Source organism: Pseudomonas sp. PB105, from assembly GCF_009764655.1.
GTDB lineage: Bacteria > Pseudomonadota > Gammaproteobacteria > Pseudomonadales > Pseudomonadaceae > Aquipseudomonas > Aquipseudomonas cyclaminis.
On the sequence record NZ_RWIO01000026.1, the window covers coordinates 105,409 to 124,493 of the forward strand.

At 60.2% G+C, this 19,085-nt stretch carries 17 protein-coding genes; all 17 read right to left on the bottom strand.

Going from position 1 to position 19,085, the window contains the following annotated elements; all coding sequences use genetic code 11:
- Positions 1-6: 6 nt before the first annotated feature.
- The 17 genes from fliE to EJD88_RS03970 all read right to left on the bottom strand — a co-directional run bounded on the left by fliE (position 7) and on the right by EJD88_RS03970 (position 18,935).
- The gene (gene fliE, locus EJD88_RS03890) at positions 7-336 is read right to left on the bottom strand and encodes a flagellar hook-basal body complex protein FliE (protein WP_099584119.1); all 330 of its coding nucleotides are present in this window, start codon (positions 334-336) and stop codon (positions 7-9) included.
- A 128-nt stretch (positions 337-464) separates the two neighbouring features.
- Complete coding sequence (locus tag EJD88_RS03895; RefSeq protein ID WP_158876884.1) at positions 465-1,841, bottom strand: sigma-54 dependent transcriptional regulator; 1,377 nt, start codon at positions 1,839-1,841, stop codon at positions 465-467.
- A gap of 6 nt (positions 1,842-1,847) precedes the next feature.
- Positions 1,848-3,059: a PAS domain-containing sensor histidine kinase gene (locus EJD88_RS03900; protein ID WP_158877007.1), complete on the bottom strand. Its 1,212-nt coding sequence runs from the start codon at positions 3,057-3,059 to the stop codon at positions 1,848-1,850.
- A gap of 110 nt (positions 3,060-3,169) precedes the next feature.
- The gene (locus EJD88_RS03905) at positions 3,170-4,645 is read right to left on the bottom strand and encodes a sigma-54 dependent transcriptional regulator (RefSeq protein WP_099584116.1); all 1,476 of its coding nucleotides are present in this window, start codon (positions 4,643-4,645) and stop codon (positions 3,170-3,172) included.
- A 170-nt stretch (positions 4,646-4,815) separates the two neighbouring features.
- On the bottom strand, positions 4,816-5,112 hold the full coding sequence (gene fliT, locus EJD88_RS03910; protein WP_099584115.1) for a flagellar protein FliT: 297 nt from the start codon (positions 5,110-5,112) through the stop codon (positions 4,816-4,818).
- Positions 5,113-5,138: 26 nt separating this feature from the next.
- A complete protein-coding gene (gene fliS / locus EJD88_RS03915) occupies positions 5,139-5,543 on the bottom strand; it encodes a flagellar export chaperone FliS (RefSeq protein WP_099584114.1) in 405 nt (134 codons plus the stop codon).
- Between the two features lie 142 nt (positions 5,544-5,685).
- Complete coding sequence (gene fliD, locus EJD88_RS03920; RefSeq protein WP_112196374.1) at positions 5,686-7,086, bottom strand: flagellar filament capping protein FliD; 1,401 nt, start codon at positions 7,084-7,086, stop codon at positions 5,686-5,688.
- Between the two features lie 80 nt (positions 7,087-7,166).
- Positions 7,167-7,517: a flagellar protein FlaG gene (locus tag EJD88_RS03925; protein WP_099584112.1), complete on the bottom strand. Its 351-nt coding sequence runs from the start codon at positions 7,515-7,517 to the stop codon at positions 7,167-7,169.
- Positions 7,518-7,591: 74 nt separating this feature from the next.
- On the bottom strand, positions 7,592-9,016 hold the full coding sequence (locus EJD88_RS03930) for a flagellin (protein WP_053133208.1): 1,425 nt from the start codon (positions 9,014-9,016) through the stop codon (positions 7,592-7,594).
- Positions 9,017-9,282: 266 nt separating this feature from the next.
- Positions 9,283-10,212, bottom strand: a complete 930-nt coding sequence (locus tag EJD88_RS03935) for a ketoacyl-ACP synthase III (RefSeq protein WP_099584110.1) — start codon at positions 10,210-10,212, stop codon at positions 9,283-9,285.
- Between the two features lie 276 nt (positions 10,213-10,488).
- Positions 10,489-12,129 (bottom strand): flagellar hook-associated protein 3, encoded by a 1,641-nt coding sequence (locus EJD88_RS03940; protein WP_158876886.1) that lies wholly within the window; start codon positions 12,127-12,129, stop codon positions 10,489-10,491.
- A 14-nt stretch (positions 12,130-12,143) separates the two neighbouring features.
- Complete coding sequence (gene flgK / locus EJD88_RS03945) at positions 12,144-14,195, bottom strand: flagellar hook-associated protein FlgK (RefSeq protein ID WP_099584108.1); 2,052 nt, start codon at positions 14,193-14,195, stop codon at positions 12,144-12,146.
- Between the two features lie 10 nt (positions 14,196-14,205).
- Positions 14,206-15,477, bottom strand: a complete 1,272-nt coding sequence (gene flgJ, locus EJD88_RS03950) for a flagellar assembly peptidoglycan hydrolase FlgJ (protein WP_099584107.1) — start codon at positions 15,475-15,477, stop codon at positions 14,206-14,208.
- A 4-nt stretch (positions 15,478-15,481) separates the two neighbouring features.
- Positions 15,482-16,570, bottom strand: a complete 1,089-nt coding sequence (locus tag EJD88_RS03955; RefSeq protein WP_081797739.1) for a flagellar basal body P-ring protein FlgI — start codon at positions 16,568-16,570, stop codon at positions 15,482-15,484.
- Between the two features lie 27 nt (positions 16,571-16,597).
- Complete coding sequence (flgH, locus tag EJD88_RS03960; RefSeq protein WP_158876888.1) at positions 16,598-17,293, bottom strand: flagellar basal body L-ring protein FlgH; 696 nt, start codon at positions 17,291-17,293, stop codon at positions 16,598-16,600.
- Between the two features lie 53 nt (positions 17,294-17,346).
- Positions 17,347-18,132, bottom strand: coding sequence for a flagellar basal-body rod protein FlgG (gene flgG, locus EJD88_RS03965; protein WP_076952969.1), 786 nt, complete (start codon positions 18,130-18,132; stop codon positions 17,347-17,349).
- Positions 18,133-18,194: 62 nt separating this feature from the next.
- Entirely contained in the window at positions 18,195-18,935 is a 741-nt protein-coding gene (locus EJD88_RS03970) for a flagellar basal body rod protein FlgF (protein ID WP_158876890.1), read from the bottom strand.
- Positions 18,936-19,085: the final 150 nt, after the last annotated feature.

Here is a 19,085-nt window from a genome sequence, read left to right on the forward strand (position 1 = left end):
TCGCCCTTAAACCGGCATCTGCATGATGTCTTGATAGGCCTGAACCAGCTTGTTACGCACTTGGGTCAGAGCCTGGAAGGAGACGCTGGCCTTTTGCGAGGCGACCATCACATCGGTGAGGTCCACGCCGCTTTTGCCGATCTCGAATGCGTTGGCCAACTGGCTGGAGGCTTGCTGGGTGTCACTGACTTTGTTGATGGCCTGGCCGAGCATGTCGGCGAAGCTGCTTTGGCCCAATTGCGGCGCTGGCGCGACGGATTTCGGTTGAGCCATGGCATCCATTTGCATGGAGCGCATATCCAACATCAATCGATTGAACTCAATACCCTGGCTCATGAACTTCTCTCTCCAACCCGCAAATTTTTGACACTACGCAGCGATTACTAGGGGAGGTAGCAACAAGGGTGCCAGCTCTGTATCAAGTCGTAAGAAAAGGCGACAAACCTTGTCGACCTTGTTACCGGTCAGGTGGCGAACAGATACGCTTCCACGTCCATCCCGGCGTCACGCATTTGCGCCAGCTTGTAGCGCAGGGTACGCGGGCTGATGCCCAGGCGCTCGGCGGCCTCTTTGCGGCGGCCGCGCTCGGCGCGCAGGGTGTCGATGATCATCTGGAATTCGCGGCGACGCAGGTCGTCGCCCAGGGCACCGCCGGGCTCCGCCTCAGCGATCACGGGCGCAGGCGCCAAGGTAGGCAATGGCGCCGCACCACTGCCCATGGACAGGCAGAAATCCTGGGGCTGGATCAAACCGCCCTGCTGCAGAATCAGCGCGCGCTGGATGGCGTTGTCCAGTTCCCGCACGTTGCCCGGCCAGGGATAGCTGATCAGGCAGGCTTGCGCCTCGGCCGACAGTCGCGCCTGGGCGTGCTTCATTTTTTTGACGTGGTTGTTCAGCAGGCGCTCGGCCAGCGGGACGATGTCCGCTGGGCGCTCACGCAGCGGGCGCCAGGCCAGGGGAAATACCGAAAGCCGGTAGAACAGATCTTCACGAAAGCGCCCCGCCGCCACTTCGCCGGCGAGGTCACGGTTGGTGGTGGCGACCACACGGATGTCCAGCTGGATCGGCTTGCGTGCGCCCACGCGCTCCACTTCGCGCTCTTGCAGCACCCGCAGCAGCTTGGCTTGCAGGCCCAGCGGCATTTCCGAGATTTCGTCCAGCAGGATGGTGCCGCCGTCGGCCTGTTCGAATTTGCCCGCCTGGGCCGCGATGGCGCCGGTGAACGAGCCTTTTTCATGGCCGAACAAAGTGGCTTCCAGCATGTTGTCGGGGATCGCCGCGCAGTTGATGGCGATGAACGGTTGTTTGGCGCGAGTGGATTGTTGGTGGATATAACGCGCCAGCACTTCCTTGCCGGTGCCGGACTCGCCGGAAATCAGCACCGTGGAATCACTGCGCGCCACGCGGGCCGCCAGCTCCAGCAATTGCGCACTGGCCGGCTCGAAGGCAATCGGGCCCTCGCCTTCGCTGGCGGGGATCACGCCCAGGGCGTGCCGCGCGACCAGTTCGATCAGCGCCTTGGGTTCGAAGGGCTTGACCAGGTAGTCCGCCGCGCCCTGGCGCATGGCGTCCACCGCGCGCTCCACGGCGCCATGGGCAGTCATCAGCAACACCGGCAGTTGCGGTTGGCGCGCACGCAGCAGGGCCAGCAATTGGTGGCCGTCCATGCCTGGCATGTTCACGTCACTGACCACCAGGCTGAAGGTTTCCTGCTCCACCGCCTCCAAGGCCTCCTCGGCAGAACCGACCGCCCGGTAGTCATGGCCCGCCAACAGCAGCGTGTCAGCCAATGCTTCACGCAGGGCGCGATCGTCTTCCACCAACAGAACCTTGATAGCCATTACTTTTTACTCCGCGCCTGCCGCGCATGAAAACAGCGGCAGGCTTATCAGTGCACAGGTGCCACGCCCCAGTCGGGAATGCAGTTGCAATTCTCCCTGATGGGCACGGGCCACGGCCTTGACCACGGTCAGGCCGAGGCCGGTTCCGTTGGTCTTGGTAGTGAAGAAGGGTTCGCCCAGGCGCTTGAGCACCACAGGGTCGATGCCGGCGCCGCTGTCGCTGATGCACAGGCGCAAGGTTTGCTCGCGGCTGTACAGGTGGACCTTGAGCCGCGCACCGGGGCCGCTGGCCTGGATAGCGTTTTCGATCAAGTTGAGCAGCGCGCCCACCAGGGTGTCTCGATTGCACAGCAGCTCGCCGAGGTGGCTGTCGCACTGCCAGCGCACCTGAGTGTCTTGAATATGGGTGCTCGCAGCCGCTTGCAGGGCCTGCATCAGGTGGGCGGGTGTCACGCGGTCGGTCAGCGGCAATTCGCCGCGGGCAAACACCAGCATGTCGCGCACCTGGTGCTCCAGTTCGTGCAGACGCTCCTTGAGACGGCCGGCAAACCGCTGCTGGGTGGCGACAGGCAATTGCTCATCAGTCAAATGACTGGCGTAGATCAACGCCGCCGACAGCGGCGTGCGGATCTGATGCGCCAAAGAAGCGACCATCCGCCCTAATGACGACAAGCGCTCGTGGCGCGCCAATTGGTCTTGCAAGTGACGGGTTTCGGTCAAGTCATTAAGCAACACCAATTGCCCCGGCTCCGCGTCCAGGGAACGGGTGGCGATGGACAGGCGGCGCCCGTCCTTGAGGGAGATTTCGTGACCGTCATCTTCACGCGGCGCGAAGCAACGGGTGATGACATGGCGCCACAACTCGCCTTCCAGCGGCAGGCCGAGCATGTCGCAGGCCGCAGGGTTGGCCTCGCGCACGCGGCCTTCTTCATCGATGACAATCACGCCACCGGGCAGCAGCGACAACAGGTTTTGCAGACGGTTGGCCAGGCGCTCTTTCTCGGCCAACTCCTGCATGCGCTGGGCGCTCACCACTTCCAACTCGCCTTTAAGCTCCGAGACGCGGGCTTCGAGCAGGCTGTAGGAGTCAGTCAATTGGCTCGACATCTGGTTGAACAGCGAAAAAGCCTGTTCGAGACCCTGACGGCTTTGCTGCTCCACAGAGGGCATAAGTCCCGGGATAGAGGGGCTGGAAGATTGCTGGGCGGCGTGGGGCATCATGCTCTCTCGCTGGCTGACCGTCAGTTAAACGGAACGTTGCGAGGGCTGTAGCAATACTTGTGCCGAAAAAAAACCGCTGATAAATCAGCGGTCTCTGGAATCAGGCGTCAATCATCCGCCTGTTCATCGCCTTCCCGACGACTCATGCCGTACTTGCGCATCTTCTCCACCAGGGTGGTTCGGCGGATGCGCAAGCGCTCGGCGGCGCGGGCGACGATGCCGTTGGCGTCGTCCAGGGCCTGTTGGATCAAGCCTTGTTCCAGGTTGCCGAGGTAGTCCTTGAGGTCCAGGCCTTCGGGCGGCAGCATGGCGGTTGAACCAAAGTCCGGCGTGTGGCCGTTGATGGCGACACGCTCTTCCATGTCGCTGCGCAGGCTGTCGACCATCTGCTCGTCTTCATCGTCGACGTAGCGGAATTTCTTCGGCAACTCGATCACGCCGATCACACCGTACGGGTGCATGATCGCCATGCGCTCCACCAGGTTGGCCAGCTCGCGTACGTTGCCCGGCCAGCCGTGGCGACACAGGGACATGATCGCGGCAGAGTTGAAGCGAATCGAACCGCGCTTTTCGTGCTCCATGCGCGAGATCAGTTCGTTCATCAGCAGCGGGATGTCTTCCACGCGCTCACGCAGCGGGGCCATCTCGATTGGGAAGACGTTGAGGCGGTAGTAGAGGTCTTCGCGGAAGCTGCCCACCTCAATCATGCTTTCAAGGTTCTTGTGGGTAGCGGCAATGATGCGCACGTCGACGCTCTGGGTCTTGTTGCTGCCCACGCGCTCGAAAGTGCGCTCCTGCAACACGCGCAGCAGCTTGACCTGCATCGGCAGCGGCATGTCGCCGATTTCGTCGAGGAACAGGGTGCCGCCGTTGGCCAGCTCGAAACGCCCGGCACGGCTGGTGATCGCCCCGGTAAAGGCGCCCTTCTCATGGCCGAACAGTTCGCTTTCAAGCAGCTCTGCCGGGATCGCCCCGCAGTTGACCGGCACGAATGGCCCGTCGCGGCGCTTGGAGTGGTAGTGCAGGTTGCGTGCGACCACTTCCTTGCCGGTGCCCGATTCGCCGAGGATCAGCACACTGGCGTCGGTATCGGCCACTTGCTGCATCATCTGGCGCACGTGCTGGATGGCGCGGCTGGTGCCGACGAGGCTGCGGAACAGGTTGGGTTCGCGGTGGCGACCGCGCTCGCGAGCCTGGTCGTACATCTCGCGATAGACCTGGGCACGGTGCAGGGAATCCAGCAATTTGCTGTAGCTGGGGGGCATTTCCAGGCTGGAAAGTACGCGGCGGCGTTGATCTTCCGGCAGCTCGACAGAAGAAATATCACCAATCAGCAACACGGGAAGGAACTCATCCCAGGTAGACAGTGTCTTTAACAAGCCCAAAACAGCGCCTGGAGCGTTTACCGTCCCGATCAGCACACAAATGACTTCACGGCTCGATGACAACGAGCTGACCGCCTGCTGCCAGTCATGGCTACCGCAGGGCAGATTTTCTTCGCCAAGAAAATTCAAAATCACCGCCAGGTCGCGGCGGCGGACGCTATCGTCATCGATCAGCAGAATTTTGGTTTCACGCCACATGCAATAGCAACTTCCCTAGTAAAACTTCCTGCCCCGAGATTGAGGGCAATCGAGGCGCCTGTAAGACTTCTTACCCTACTAGACGTCTGAAATCTGAAAACAGCACTAGTTAAGTCAAAAATGCGAGCACAGTCAAATATATGACGCGCCGTTCGGATTAACTGAGCCATTCAACCGAACAGATGGTAAACCTTTGACGCATTTTTAGCTTGGTTGATCTGCGACATCTCTTCAAAAATAGCCTGCCTTTCGCCCGTCGTCACCTGCAGCAATTGCTGGTAGACCGCCAACAGGCTCTCAAGCTTCTCACGCAACGCATCTTCGTCTACCGGCGCCTCACTGAGCACCTGCTCGATCACGTCGCGACAGCCCATATCCAGCTCGCCGATGGCGTCCCAGTTACGGTCCGCCAGCGCGCCCATCAGCGCCTCACGGGTTTCATCAATGCGTTGCAGTGCGTGGCTCATGACGTGTTCCTCAAGGCACCCAGGCCTTATTCTGCGGTGGCCTGTGGGGCGCCAATCGCATCCCAGCCTTCTTTAACGGTAATCATCAAACGAGCCACTTCGTCGATCATGTCGACGTCGTTATGCAGGTTGGCTTCCATCAGACGATTGGTCATGTAGGCGTACAGACTCTCCAGCTGTTGGACATAAGCCGGGTTATCACTCTTTTCAGCGTCCAGGCCGTCGCGCAGGCCGATCACGATGTCGATGGCCTTGCCGAGCATCAGGCCCTTCTGGGCGATGTCGCCACGCGCCAGCGCGCCCTTGGCCTGGGCCATACGGTCGAGCCCGCCTTCCATCAGCATTTGCACCAGGCGATGCGGGCTGGCTTCGGAGATCTGAGCATGGGAATTGACCTTCTGGTATTGGCGAAGGGCTCTCATGGGATTCATGTTTCTACCTCGTGACAGGCGACAGCGAAAAGGATTCTAGTAACCAATATGTCGACGGGTTCGCAAAAAGCTTTAGCCCCCGTCGTCCCGCGATAAAAAAAGGCCAGGCAGATTGCCTGGCCTTTTTTTGGTCAGCAGGGGATCAAGTATTGGTCTTGACGTTATTCAGCGCATTGAGCGTGGTCATGACGCTGGTGCTTTGCTGGCGCAGTTGGGCGACCAGGGTGTCCATGGCGTTGTACTTGGCCGACAGGCTGTTGGTGAGCAGGGTCATGCGCTCGTCGAGCGTGGCCTGGTCCTTGGTCAGGTCCTTCAGCGTATTCGACAAGGATGTCGAACGCGTCGCCAGGATACCGGTACTCGCCTTGGCAAAGTCATCCGTGGCGCTTTTCATCCTCGCCAACATGCCGTCCTTACCGCTGAACATGCTGTTGATGTCGGCGCCGTTGGTTTTAACCGCCGCGTCCCACTTCTTGTCATCGATCGCCAGTAGGCCCGTGCTCGAACTGGTGGTCACGCCGAACTGCGCCAGGGACTTGAACGCACCGGTGCCCGACAGCGTGTTGAACTCATTGCGGATCGTGCTCTGCAACGAACGCATGGTCGAGTCGCCGGTCAACGCTGCCGCCGTGGTGCTGCCGTCCAGGTTCGTAGTGACCTTGGTTTCGGCGTTCATGGCAGTGATCAGGGCGTTGTAGGTGTCAATGAAACCCTTGACCCCGGACTTGAGTGCGGTGTTGTTGGTGCTTACGGTAATCAGCGTGGCGTTTTTCACCGGCGGATCACTTGTGTCACCGGTTTTGACTGCCGATACAGCCACCAGCTTGATGTTCACGCCACTGAGCGCGCCCTCGATGCTGTTGGTCTTGGACACAGACGCAACCCCATCGATGCTGTAGAGCGCATCCTTGGGCTGTTCGACGACCGTGGCACCCACATCCAGCCCCGAGGTGCCAGAGAGAGTAAGGTCCGAGCCGGTCCCCATGGTGGTAGAGGTCAGGATCAATCGCGAACCGTTGGAGTCGGTTTGAATGTTGGCGCTCAGCCCCGAAGTACCAAACTGGGTATTGATCGAGTCACGCACCTGCTGCAGGGTCGCCCCCGCCGGAACATTGAGGTCGTAAGCCTTGCCCGACTGAGTAATGGTCAGTGTCGTCGACTTGTCCGTCGCGTTGACTACCGTCGAGGTGCCACCGCTGAAGTTCTTGCTCGACAGCTTGGACGCCTGGGCCAACTGGTCGACGATCAACCGGAAGCTGCCGTTCGAGGCCGTATTGCTGGCCGTCATGGTCGCGGTCTTTTCATCCGACGACGAACCGCTCAAGCCGGTGAAACTGCTGTCCTTGGACATGGTGTCCAGAGCATTGCGGAACGCATCCAGAGCGGCCTGAACCTTGCCGATCGAAGACAGCGTGGTGGTCGCCTTCGCAGACGCGGTATTGATCTGCGTTTGCTTGGGCACCTTTTCGGCGTTGACCAAGGATGTCACGATCGCTTGCGTATCGATGTTCGAACCGATACCACTTACCGTTGAACCCGCCATCATCTATCTCCTGTTCGGTGGCTGCCGTTATCTTGACTTATTACGCCTCAAGACCAGACAGCAACAAGTTTCATGCCAGCTCAGACCTTGTCGTCAAACAACAAGTTGCTTGCGCTGCTGAGGTTCTGTGCCAGCTTCAAGGCTGTTTCCGACGGAATCTGGCGAATCACTTCACCATTGTCGGTATTGATGACCTTGACCACCACGCGGTGGGTGGAGTCATCAATGGAAAAGTCCAGGCTACGCTGAGTGGCCTGAACGAAATCACGAATATCGGTTACTGCTTTTTCCAGGTCGGCGCGTGCGGGCTCTTGGCTGATCGCGGGCGTTGCCTGGACATTCTTGACACTGTTGTCAGTCACTACCTTGGCAGGTGCGCTTTGAGGTGCAACCGGCGGATAAGACTGGTTCAGCTTTACACTCATGTCCATGTCCAATCTCCTCTAAACCGAAAAAACGGAAGGGCACGTAGACGCGCCCTTCCGTTAGTTACCAAGCGCTGGGATTACTGAAGCAGCTTCAGTACAGCGGATGGCAGCTGGTTAGCCTGCGACAGGATCGCGGTGGAAGCCGACTGCAGGGTTTGTTGCTTGGTCAGTTCGGCGGTTTCGGAAGCGAAGTCGACGTCCTGAACGGTGGAACGTGCAGCGGTGGAGTTCTTCTGAATGTTCTGCAGGTTGTCTGCAGTGGTAGTCAGACGGTTCTGGGTAGCACCCAGGCCCGAACGAACGCCGTCGATAGTGCCGATGGCCTTGTCGATAACAGCCAGCGCGTTTTGAGCGTTGGTAGCGTCGGTCACGTCGGTGTTAGAGATGGTGGTCTTGGTCGACGAAACGGTAGCAGCCGAGAACAGGTCCGATACACCAGTACCAGCGTCGCTCAGGGAGTAGCCTTTAGCCGAATCCAGGGAAACCTGACCGGTCACAACGATTGCAGCAGCACCCAGAGCAGCCGGGGTGGCGAATGCGCCAGCGCCGTCTTTAGCGCCAACCAGGATGTTGGTCTGGGCGTTGGCATCAGCACCAGAGAACGACAGGTTTTCGCCGGAATCCGACTTGACCGACAGGGTTTTGTTGGATTCGTCGTAGTTAACGCTGATGCCCAGTTTGGCAGCGTTCGACTTCAGCTGGTCAGCCAGGCCGGCCAGGTCCTTCACGCCGACGAAATCAACAGCATTACCGCTACCTACAGCCAGTTTGAAGTTCGACGGAGTGGCAGCGCCTACTTCCAGTTTGACTTCAGTGCTGGCGGTAGCGGTCAGGCCACCGATCGAACCGTTCAGGCCCGCAGCGATGTCTTTAGCCGAAGCGCCTGCAGCGTAAGTTACGGTTTTGGTCTGACCGTTGCCGGTAACAGTGATGTCGCCGCCAGCCAGGCCAGTTGCGCTAGGCACGATGGCCTTGGTTTTGACCTGCTGCGAACCAATGTTGTTGGCTGCAACGTTTTCCAGGCTCAGGTTGATGGTTTCGTTAGCGTTTGCGCCAACCTGAATGGCCTTGGTACCGTACGAACCGTCCAGCAGCTTCTGGCCACCGAAAGTAGTGGTTTGCGAGATACGGGTCAGTTCCGAAGTCAGAGCCTGGTATTCGTCGTTGTTCGACTTACGGTCGTCAGCGCTGAGGGAGCCAGTAGCGGAAGACAGAGCCAGGGTACGCATTTTTTGCAGGATGTCGGTCGAAGCCTGCATCGCGCCTTCAGCGGTCTGAGCGATGGAGATACCGTCGTTCACGTTTTTTACTGCTTGGCCCAGGCCGTTGATTTGGCTGGTCAGGCGGTTAGCGATCTGCAGGCCGGCAGCGTCGTCTTTAGCGCTGTTGATACGCAGGCCGGAAGACAGGCGCTGCATGGAAGTGGCCAGGGCGCCGCCAGCTTTGTTCAGGTTGCCCTGAGTAGTGATCGAAGCAATGTTGGTGTTTACTGTTAAAGCCATGACGAAATCCTCGTTGGATGGATACTGCGGCTTCCGGCCCTGGCAACCGCCGGGTGTGGCCTGAGAACCTACGTAATAGTTATCGTCGTGGTGGGCAGTTGCTTGAGGATTTTTTTGATTTTTTTTACTGGCGCCGTGCCACCCCTTGCAATTCAAGGGTTTACGCAGACGCAAACCCCCTATTTCATTGGTGTTTCTGGCGCCAAATAAAAAACGCCGATGATCTCTCGATCATCGGCGTTTTTTTTATAGGCCCTGCTAAAGGGTCACGGGCGATACAAAATCGCCGAACCCCACGACAGGCCCACACCAAAACCGCTGATGGCCACGCGCTTCCAGGTGGCGTCCATCACATGCTTTTCCAGCAGCAGTGGAATGCTCGACGACACGGTGTTACCGGTCTCGACCATGTCCTTGATGAACTTCTCCACGGGTGCATCTTCAAAGCGGCGCGCCACGGCGTCGACAATCGCCGCACTGCCCTGGTGGATGCAGAACGCGTCAATCTCATCAGCCTTGAGGTCCGACTCGTTGAGCAGCTCATGCAGATGCGCCGGCACCTTGAGCAAAGCGAAGTTGAACACTTGGCGGCCGTTCATGAAGAACACGCCATCGCTGACCTTCAAGTGCGGCGCGCCGGAACCGTCGGTGCCGAACTTGGACTTGCCCAGCAACCACGGCGCGTCCTCGCCCATCCAGGTGGCGGTGGCGGCATCGCCGAACAGCATGGTGGTGTTGCGGTCTTCCGGGTCGACGATCTTCGAATACGGGTCGGCGGTGATGAGCAGGCCGTTTTTCAGGCCGGTGGCTTCCATGAAGCCCTTCATCGCGTAGATGCCGTAGACGTAGCCGGAGCAGCCCAGGGAAATATCAAAGGCCGCCACATGCGTCGGCAGGCCCAGCTTGTCCTGGACGATGGCGGCGGTGTGGGGCAAACCCTCTTCATCACCGTTCTGGGTGACGACAATCAGCGCGTCAATCGATTCGCGCTTCAGGTCCGGGTTGTTGGCAAACAAAGCGTTGACCGCCTCGACACACAGATCGGAAGTTTCCTGGGCGGCTTCCTTGCGCGGCAGAAACGCCGAACCGATCTTGCCAATGATGAATTCTTCATCCTTGGCGAATTTGGCACCCTGGGCGTAGTTATCGATCCCGTCTGCCGGCACGTAACTGGCGATGCTTTTTATGCCAATCATTGTGGCTTCCCAATACTAAATAGCTGGAGAACACCCCGAGGACTGCGCCCGGAGTGCTGACAATAAAGGGGATAACCCCATAACAATCTCGCTGAAAGCCGCCCCGCAAGGACCCTGTGACGACTTATCCTTTTCACACGATACAGTGAAGATGCGCTTTATGACTCACAGGTCACTCAATTTTGTGTGCTTTATGCAAAACGTTTCAACAATTTAGCCCCAGAAACGACAACGGCCCGCTCTGTTTCCAGAGCGGGCCGCTTGACTTGAAGCCACTTACATCTTGTTGAACAGACTCAACTGCGAGACTTTCACGAAGGCCAGCTGCGAGGCTTCGAGCATGGTTTGCTGCAGCGTCAGGTTAATCGCCGCCTCGCCCATGTCGACGTTGGCCAAGGCGCTCATGGTGGTGGTGTTGGCCAAACTGATGCTGGCGTTTGCGCTGGCCTGCACCGTCAACGCATTCTCCCGCGCACCGATGGAGCCACGCACGTTGTCCACCTGGTCGGCCGAGCTGGTGAGGTTACTGACCGCAGCGTTCAGCGCGTTCTGAAGCTTGACCCGCGCCCCCGGAATACCGTCCGCCGGTTGTTCCAGCGCCTTGCGCAGTTGGCCCAGGGTATCGAGGGCGTTCTGGGTTTTCTGGGTGGTGTTGCCTACCGAAAACTGATCGCCGACGTTCGGCGTACCGCTCAGTTCGAAGGTGACGCCCGCCGCCGTGATGGTGCTCGGGCCCGGCGGGGTGCCGGTGCCAGGGGTGACCACGCCATTGTCCACAATCGGCTTGCTGCCAGCGGTGTACGGCTGGGCATAGACCTTGTAGGCGTTCGGGTCGGTGTCGTCGAACTTGATCAATACGCCGCTGTTGGGAAAGGTGCTCGAATAGCTGGTCGCACTGCTGACGCTGGCGTTGGTCAATTGCGCACTGGACGTGTTGCTCGCGGTCCGCGCGATGTTGAACCCATCAGGCTTGGCGCTGAGGCTGAACTCACGCCCCTTGACCAGCGCATCGGCATCAGGCCCGGTGGCGCGGTCGGTGAGGTCTACCGTGATATCGAACTTGACGCCGCGCAGGTTGACGCTAGCGCTGCCTTCCTTGGTGGAGTCGAACGTGCCGTTACCGTCAACCTGCGACGTAATGTCGTTGTTGTCTTTGTCGGTAATGACGTACTGGGTGCTGCTGGTGAAGGTCAGCTTGTACGGCTGGCCGTCGGCAAACTGCCGGGTGTAGTCGGAGCCCGACGTGACCAGGCCGCTCGATATAGCGACCTTGTGGTCGTCGACCAGCGGCGGCGAAATCGCCGGCGCCACCGGCGCAGCAGCCGGCGCGAGGTAATTGGCCTGGGTGCGACTGGTGTTGACCGCCCCTTCCAGGATCGTCTTGCCGGTATCGCCGGTGCGCACCGTCAGCGTCTCGGAAACCTGCAGGCTCAGCTCGTTCTCATCACCCTGATAGCTGTAAGTGCCATCGTTGTTGCGCGAGTACGGCGGCGTGTCGGTCTTGGAGCCGGAGAAAAGGTAGTTGCCGGCCGAATCCTTGCTGTTGAGCAAGCCCAACAGTTGATCCTCAAGCGCGCCCACTTCGACCGAAATGGACTTGCGGTCAGCATCGCTGGTCACGCCGCCGGCACGCAGCGCCAGTTGGCTGCCGGCCTGGATCGTGGTGTTGATCGCATCCAGGATGCTTTCTTCGTTGGTCAGCTTGTTCTGGATACTGGTGATATTGCCGCTGTACTGCGACAGCATGTCTTTCTGCTGTTGCAGCATCAGCAAGCGCTGGGCAGCTACCGGATCGTCCGAAGCGGTCTGCACACGCACGCCGGAACTCGCTTGCTGCTGGGCCTGCACCACACCCGAATAGTTGTTCTGATACTTGCTGGCACTGGTGTCGAAATACTGCTGTGTAGAAATGCGCATCGTCCCAGACTCCCTTAAAGACTATTGATCAGCGTGCTGAAGGTTTCTTGCGCAGCCTTGATAATCTGCGACGACGCTGTGTAGTACTGCTGGAACTTGATCATGTCGCCCGCTTCTTCATCCAGGTTGACCTGGGAGACGGAGTTGCGCGCGTTCTTGTTGGCCGTCAACAGCGCGTTGGTGGCCGTGGTGTCCGTGGTGGCCGCTGCGGCCTTGGCGCCAACGGTCGAGACCAACTTACTGTTGGCCCCCACCAGGCTGGTGCCGCCACTGCCATCGGCCGCCAGGCCGACCGTTGCCTTGGTCTGCAGGTTGAGCAGGGCCTGGGCGTTGCGGTTGTCGGACTTGCCGGTGGCATTGAACGAGAAGGAGGTGCTGTCGCCGTTGGCCGGCGAACCGCCCACCGTGGTGTCGAAGCTGAAGTTCTTGGCCGGCGACAACAAGGTTCCGCTGGCATCACGCATCGGTACGCTGATGCTGATCTTGTTGGTCTGCCCCGGCACGATGCTGCCGGAACCGATCGGATCACCCTGGGCGTTGCTGAGGGTGTAGGCCTGCGTGCCATCGGCTGCCGGTTTGGCGAAGACCATCGTCACCGGCATCGAGTGTTCGATGCCGGTGCGCAGTTGTGCGGTGTCGGCGCCGCCCTGGATGTCCAAGGGCACGGTGAGCGTCGGCGGCGTAAAAGTGCCGGTGCCCTGGTTGGTTTTACCCGCCTCGCCCTGCAACGGCGCGGCAAACGCAATCTTGCTCGGGTCGGTCAGGATGGTGCCGATTTCCTTGGCGCCGTTGGCCGTCGGGCTGACCTTGAAGCTGTCGCCCGCCTGCACGTTTGTTCCCGTCTTGACCGCCAGGGTGAACCCATCGATAACCGGCGGCGGCGTGGCACTCAGGTCATACGTGCCCATGGCCTTGCCGTCGGAACGCAGCACCGTGACCTTATTGAGGTTGGCACCATCGTTGAAGCTGACCTTGTAATCGAAGTTGGTCAGTTGGCTGCTGTCCTTGATCGTCACGCCCAGCGCGCCGTCGCCCAGGTTGCCTTGGGCTGCCTGGCTGCGCAGGGCAACGGAGGCGGCGTTGTTGATGTCGGTGAACATCGAGGCGCCGAACTCGCCATTGAGGTCCAGGCCCTGGCCCAATTGGCTGTTGAGGGCATCGGCAGTGACAAGCGCGATACGCCCCAGGTCATTGATGGCTGGCATCAGCGCATCGCTGCGATAACGCAGCAGGCCACCGATGCTGCCGCCACTGATCACATTGCCCAGGTCCAGGGTCGTACCGCCCGGCGCATTGAGCTGGATCGTGTACTGGCTGGTGTCGCTGTTGCTCGGCACGGCGGAAATGCTGCTGGACTGATCGCCCAGCACCAGGGACTGGCCGCTGCCGGTGCTGACGCTGAACACGCCGTTCTTTTCCGTGGCGGTCACGCCGATCAACTCATTCAGCGAACGCACGGCCTCAGCCCGGGAATCGAGCAGGTTGGCCGGAGTGGTGTTGGACGACCCCTGGACCTGGGCGATCTGCTTGTTGAGGGACGCAATCGACGACGTTAGTTGGTTGACCTGATCGCTCATCGAGGTCAACTGGCTGTTGATGGTCTCTTTCTGCTGGCTCAACTGGCTGGAGATTGCATTGAACCGGTTGGTCAGCGTCTGGGCGTTAGTGAGCAGGATCTGGCGGGCCGACGTATCGTTCGGGCTGGCCGAGGCGGTCTGCACCGCAGCAAAGAACGAGCTGAGTACGGCGGACATGCCGGTGGTCTTGTCCGACAGCGTCTTGTCGACCGCACTGACCTGGTCCAGATACGCCTTGGCGTCGCTGTTGAGCGAGGTGCTGTTCTGGTAGGCGGTGTCCAGGTATTCGTTATAGACCCGGCGCACGTCGGCCAGGGTGGTGCCGCTGCCGATGAACACGCCGCCGTACTGGTTGTTCGCGTTCGCACTCTGGGTGGTCTGCTGACGCGAATAGCCCGCGGTATTGGCGTTGGCGATGTTGTTACTCAGAACCGACAACGATCCTTGAGCGGCGTTTAGCCCCGACATCCCGATATTGAGCAAACTCATGGTTCAGACCTTATAAATGAGTGGTCGCGCCCGCGGCAGCGTAATCCTGATAACTGTTCATCGTTTTTGCGATCTGCGAAATCTTGCTGGCGTAGGCCGGATCGGTGGCGTAACCGGCTTTTTGCAACTCACGCACAAACTGTTCCGGGTTGTCGGCCGACTTCACAACTTCTTTATAGCGATCATTGCTTTGCAGCAAGGTCACGAGGTCGTGGAAGCTGTCTTGGTATGAGTCGTAGGAACGGAACTGCGCCGTTTCCTTGACCATCGCGCCATCGCGAAACTCGCTGGTGATTGCACGGGCCTGACCGCCCTGCCAACTCTGGCCGGCCTTGATACCGAACAAGTTGTGGCTGCTGCTGCCATCTTCGGCGCGCATCACCGATTTGCCCCAACCGGTTTCCAGGGCGGCCTGGGCCACCAGGTACTTCGGATCGACACCAATACGCGCTGCCGCGGCCTTGGCCATCGGCAACATGGTGGCGACGAATTCATCCTGCGAACTGAACGCCTTTTTCGCCGGTGCCAATGGCGGCTGGGCCACGGCGCGGCTGTAGATCTGCATACGGTCATTGGGCACGGCAAAACTGCGTGCGGTGCTGTTGATGACGTTGTCGTCGGCGGCACTGTTACGCAGCGGCGCGGTCTTGGCCTCGGCCGCCACTTGGGTGCTCGGCACAATACCGGCGAGCAGGCGATCGGCCAGCTTGCTTGGCAAGGCAATGCGGCGCTGGTTCATCAGTTCCATGTCGTTGCTGTGGGCAGCGGCGGCACCGGCCTGGGGCTCGGCCACACGGTAGGCCCACAGCGGACGCTGGCCATTGGAGCGACCCAGCGGACCTTCGGCCTGGGTGCCGGCGGCAATTTCCGTCGGCACGTCGACTTTCTTGACGGGTTCTGCGGCTGCCGGACCTTGCAAGGTGGCCGCAGCAGCGTCCACCGGCTTGTTCTTCTGCATCTGGCGCATGAGCACGTCGGCCAGGCCGATACCACCGCCCTCGCGCGACATCGACACCGCCAGTTGCTGGTCGTACATCTCCTGGTACTGCTTGGCCGCCGGGGTGTTCATCGGGTTGTCTTTGCCCAGGGCCTCGGTGGCCGAGCGCATCGACTTGAGCATCTCGCTCACGAACAGCGACTCGAACTCCTGCGCCACTTTGCGCATGTTGCCTTCGCTGTTCTTGTCGCCGCCGACCTTGAGCTGGTTAAGCCGGTTCAGGTCGGAGTAAGACCCCGAATCCGCCGTGCTGCTGATCCCGCTCTTGCGCATATCCATGGCCATGGCCTCAGATCACAATCAGGTCGGCTTGCAAGGCGCCGGCCTGTTTCAAAGCTTCAAGGATTGCCATCAGGTCGCCAGGCGCCGCGCCCACTTGGTTCACCGCGCGGACAATCTCATCCAGCGTGGTGCCGGGGCCGAACTTGAACATCGGCTTGGCTTCCTGTTGGGCATTGACCCGCGAGCGCGGCACGACCGCCGTCTGGCCATTGGACAACGGCCCAGGCTGGCTGACGATCGGGTCTTCGGTGATGGTCACGGTCAGACTGCCGTGGGTCACCGCAGCCGGCGATACCTTGACGTTCTGGCCGATCACGATGGTGCCGGTGCGCGAGTTGATGATGACTTTGGCCACTGCCTGGCCTGGGTCGACTTCAAGGTTTTCCAGGATCGACAGGTAATCCACACGCTGGCTTGGGTCCAGCGGCGCGGTCACGCGGATCGAACCGCCGTCGATGGCCTGGGCCACGCCAGGGCCGAGCATGTCGTTGATCTTGTCGACCACGCGCTTGGCGGTGGTGAAGTCGGAACGGTTGAGGTTCAGGGTCAGGCTGTTGCCCTGGTTGAAACCGCTGGGCACGGTACGTTCCACCGTGGCGCCGCCAGGAATCCGACCGGCCGAGGGCACGTTGACGGTGATCTTCGAACCGTCGCGACCTTCGGCGTCAAACCCGCCCACCACCAGGTTGCCCTGGGCGATGGCGTAGACGTTGCCGTCGATACCTTTGAGCGGCGTCATCAGCAAGGTGCCGCCGCGCAGGCTTTTGGAGTTACCGATGGAAGCCACGGTGATGTCCACCACCTGGCCCGGCTTGGAGAACGCCGGCAAGTCGGCACTGATGGACACGGCCGCGACGTTCTTGAGCTGCACATTGCCCGAGCCCGCCGGCACCTTGATGCCGAACTGCGAGAGCATGTTGTTGAAGGTCTGCAAGGTAAACGGGGTTTGGGTGGTTTGGTCGCCCGTACCATTGAGCCCCACCACCAGGCCGTAGCCGATCAACTGGTTGGAACGCACGCCGGAGATGCTTGCGATGTCTTTCAGGCGTTCGGCCTGGGCGACAGCGCTCAACGAAAGCAGGAGTGCGGCCGCCATCAGCTGTTTGAATTTCAAAGTGGCCACCTAGAAAGGGAACAGCGGGCTAAGGAAGAAACGGTCGAACCAGCCCGGCTGGCTCGCATCGGCAAAGGCGCCAGTGCCGGAATAAGTGATGCGCGCATCGGCAATCCGCGTGGACGGTACGGTGTTGTCGGTGGAGATGTCATCGGCGCGCACCATGCCGGCGATGCGTACCAGCTCGTCACCGGTATTGAGGGTCATCCACTTCTCACCGCGCACGGCGATGATGCCGTTGGGCAATACATCGGCCACGGTCACGGTGATCGAACCGGTCAGGCTGTTGCCCTGCCCTGCCGCGCTCTTGCCGTTGGTGGCACGGTCGCCGCTGTAGCCGGCGCTCAGGCTCAGGTCGCCATCGCCCAACGGGTTATTGACGTTGGGCACCGCACCGAACAACGAGGTCAGGCCAATGCCTGCCTTGCTGGTTTTACCCACCTGGGAGTTGGCGTTCTTGCTGGCCTGGGTGCGCTCGTTGAGGGTGATGGTGATGATGTCACCCACCCGGAACGCCTTGCGGTCGCTGTACAGGTTCTGTTCAAAACCGGCCTGGTAGATCGAGCCATTGTTGGCAGCCGCCGGCAACGGCGTGCGCGGCAACACCGGCGCGTAGTACGGGTCATTGGGTTTGGGCGTCGGGGCGACACAGCCCGCGAGCACGGCAATCCCACTCAATGCCAAAACGGAAACAAAGCGATTCATGACCCATACCTCACGGTGTAGCAGGCGCCCTCAAGAGCGCCCCATAGACTTGATTACAGATTCTGCGTTACGAACGAGAGCATCTGGTCGGCGGTGGAAATCACCTTGGAGTTCATTTCGTAGGCGCGCTGAGTGGTGATCATGTTGACCATCTCTTCCACGGTGCTCACGTTCGAGGTTTCCAGGGTGCTTTGCAGCGTGGTGCCGAAACCGTTCAGGCCAGGGGTGCCGATTTGCGGCGCGCCGCTGGAGGCGGTTTCCAGGAACAGGTTGTTACCCATGGCCTGCAGGCCGGCCGGGTTGATGAAGTCGGCGGTTTGCAGGTTGCCGATCACTTGCGATGCCGGGTTGCCGGCCACGGTGATGGACACGGTGCCGTCGTTGCCGACGGTGAAAGTCTTGGCATCGGCTGGCACGATCACGGCCGGCTCCAGGGCGAAACCGTTGGCGGTGACGATCTGGCCATTGGAATCCAGGTGGAAAGTACCGTCGCGGGTGTAGGACGTAGTCCCATCCGGTTGCAGGATCTGGAAGAAACCACGGCCGTTGATGGCCATGTCCAGCGGCTGACCGGTCTGTTGCAGGTTACCGGCGCTGAAGTTCTTCTGGGTGCCGACGATTGCCACACCGGTACCCAATTGCAGGCCCGACGGCAGTTCGCTGTCCTGGGTCGACTGGGCACCCGGCTGCTTCTTGATCTGATAGAGCAAGTCCTGGAACTCGGCGCGGTCACGTTTGAAGCCCGTGGTCGATACGTTCGCCAGGTTGTTGGAAATGGTCGTCAGGTTGGTGTCCTGGGCGGACAGACCTGTTTTGGCAACCCATAGAGCCGGAAGCATGGTGTTCTCCTTCGTGCGCCTGTTTGTTGGCGCCGTTTAGCAAATTAGTGAGTGAGCGCTGATCAGCTCATCTGCATGACGCGAGTCATGGCCTGGTCGTCTTCCTTGGCGCTGTTCATCATCTTGATGTGCAGCTCGAACTGCTTGGAAAGCGCCAGCACTGCCGTCATCTCTTCCACGGCATTGACGTTGCTTGCCTGCAGGAAACCCGAGGTCAGCTTGACAGTCGCATCGGCTACGGCAGGCTGGCCATCATTGGTGTGGATGGTGCCGTCGAGGCCTTTATTCATATTCTTGAGGTCGGGCTGGACCAGCTTGATCCGGTCCACTTCCGCCATCACCCGCGGGCCTTCGCCCATGGCGCGGATGCTGATGGTGCCGTCGGAGCCGACTTCGATCTTCTGCTGGGGCGGCACGGCAATCGGGCCACCGTTGCCCATGATCGGCATGCCGTTGCCGGCGCGCAGCACGCCCAATGCATCGACGTTCATGCTGGCGCTGCGCACGTAGGCTTCGCTGCCGTCCGGGGTCTGCACCGCCATCCAGCCGTCGCCGCTGACGGCCACGTCCAGGTCACGGCCGGTCTCGATCATCGCGCCAGGGGTGAAGTCAGTGGCTGGACGCTCGGTCAAGGCAAACGCCCGCGCCGGAAAGCTGTCGCCGAACACCGGCATCGAACGCGCCTGCTCCAGGTCACGTTGAAAACCGTTGGTGGAAATGTTCGCCAAGTTGTTGGCATGGGCCTTCTGCGCCAGTGCATTCTGGCTGGCGCCGGTCATTGCCACATAAAGGTACTTGTCCACACTCTTTCCTCTTTCTGACGCAGGCTTGCCGCCCACCGCTGTACTGATGAGGCTTAAGCAATTTGCGAACCAACTTTGTGAAAGTGGCTAAAGTGCAGGCAGGGCAAGGGTTTTCACGGACGCGCAAGTATTTCGAGGTTGTACCAGAGT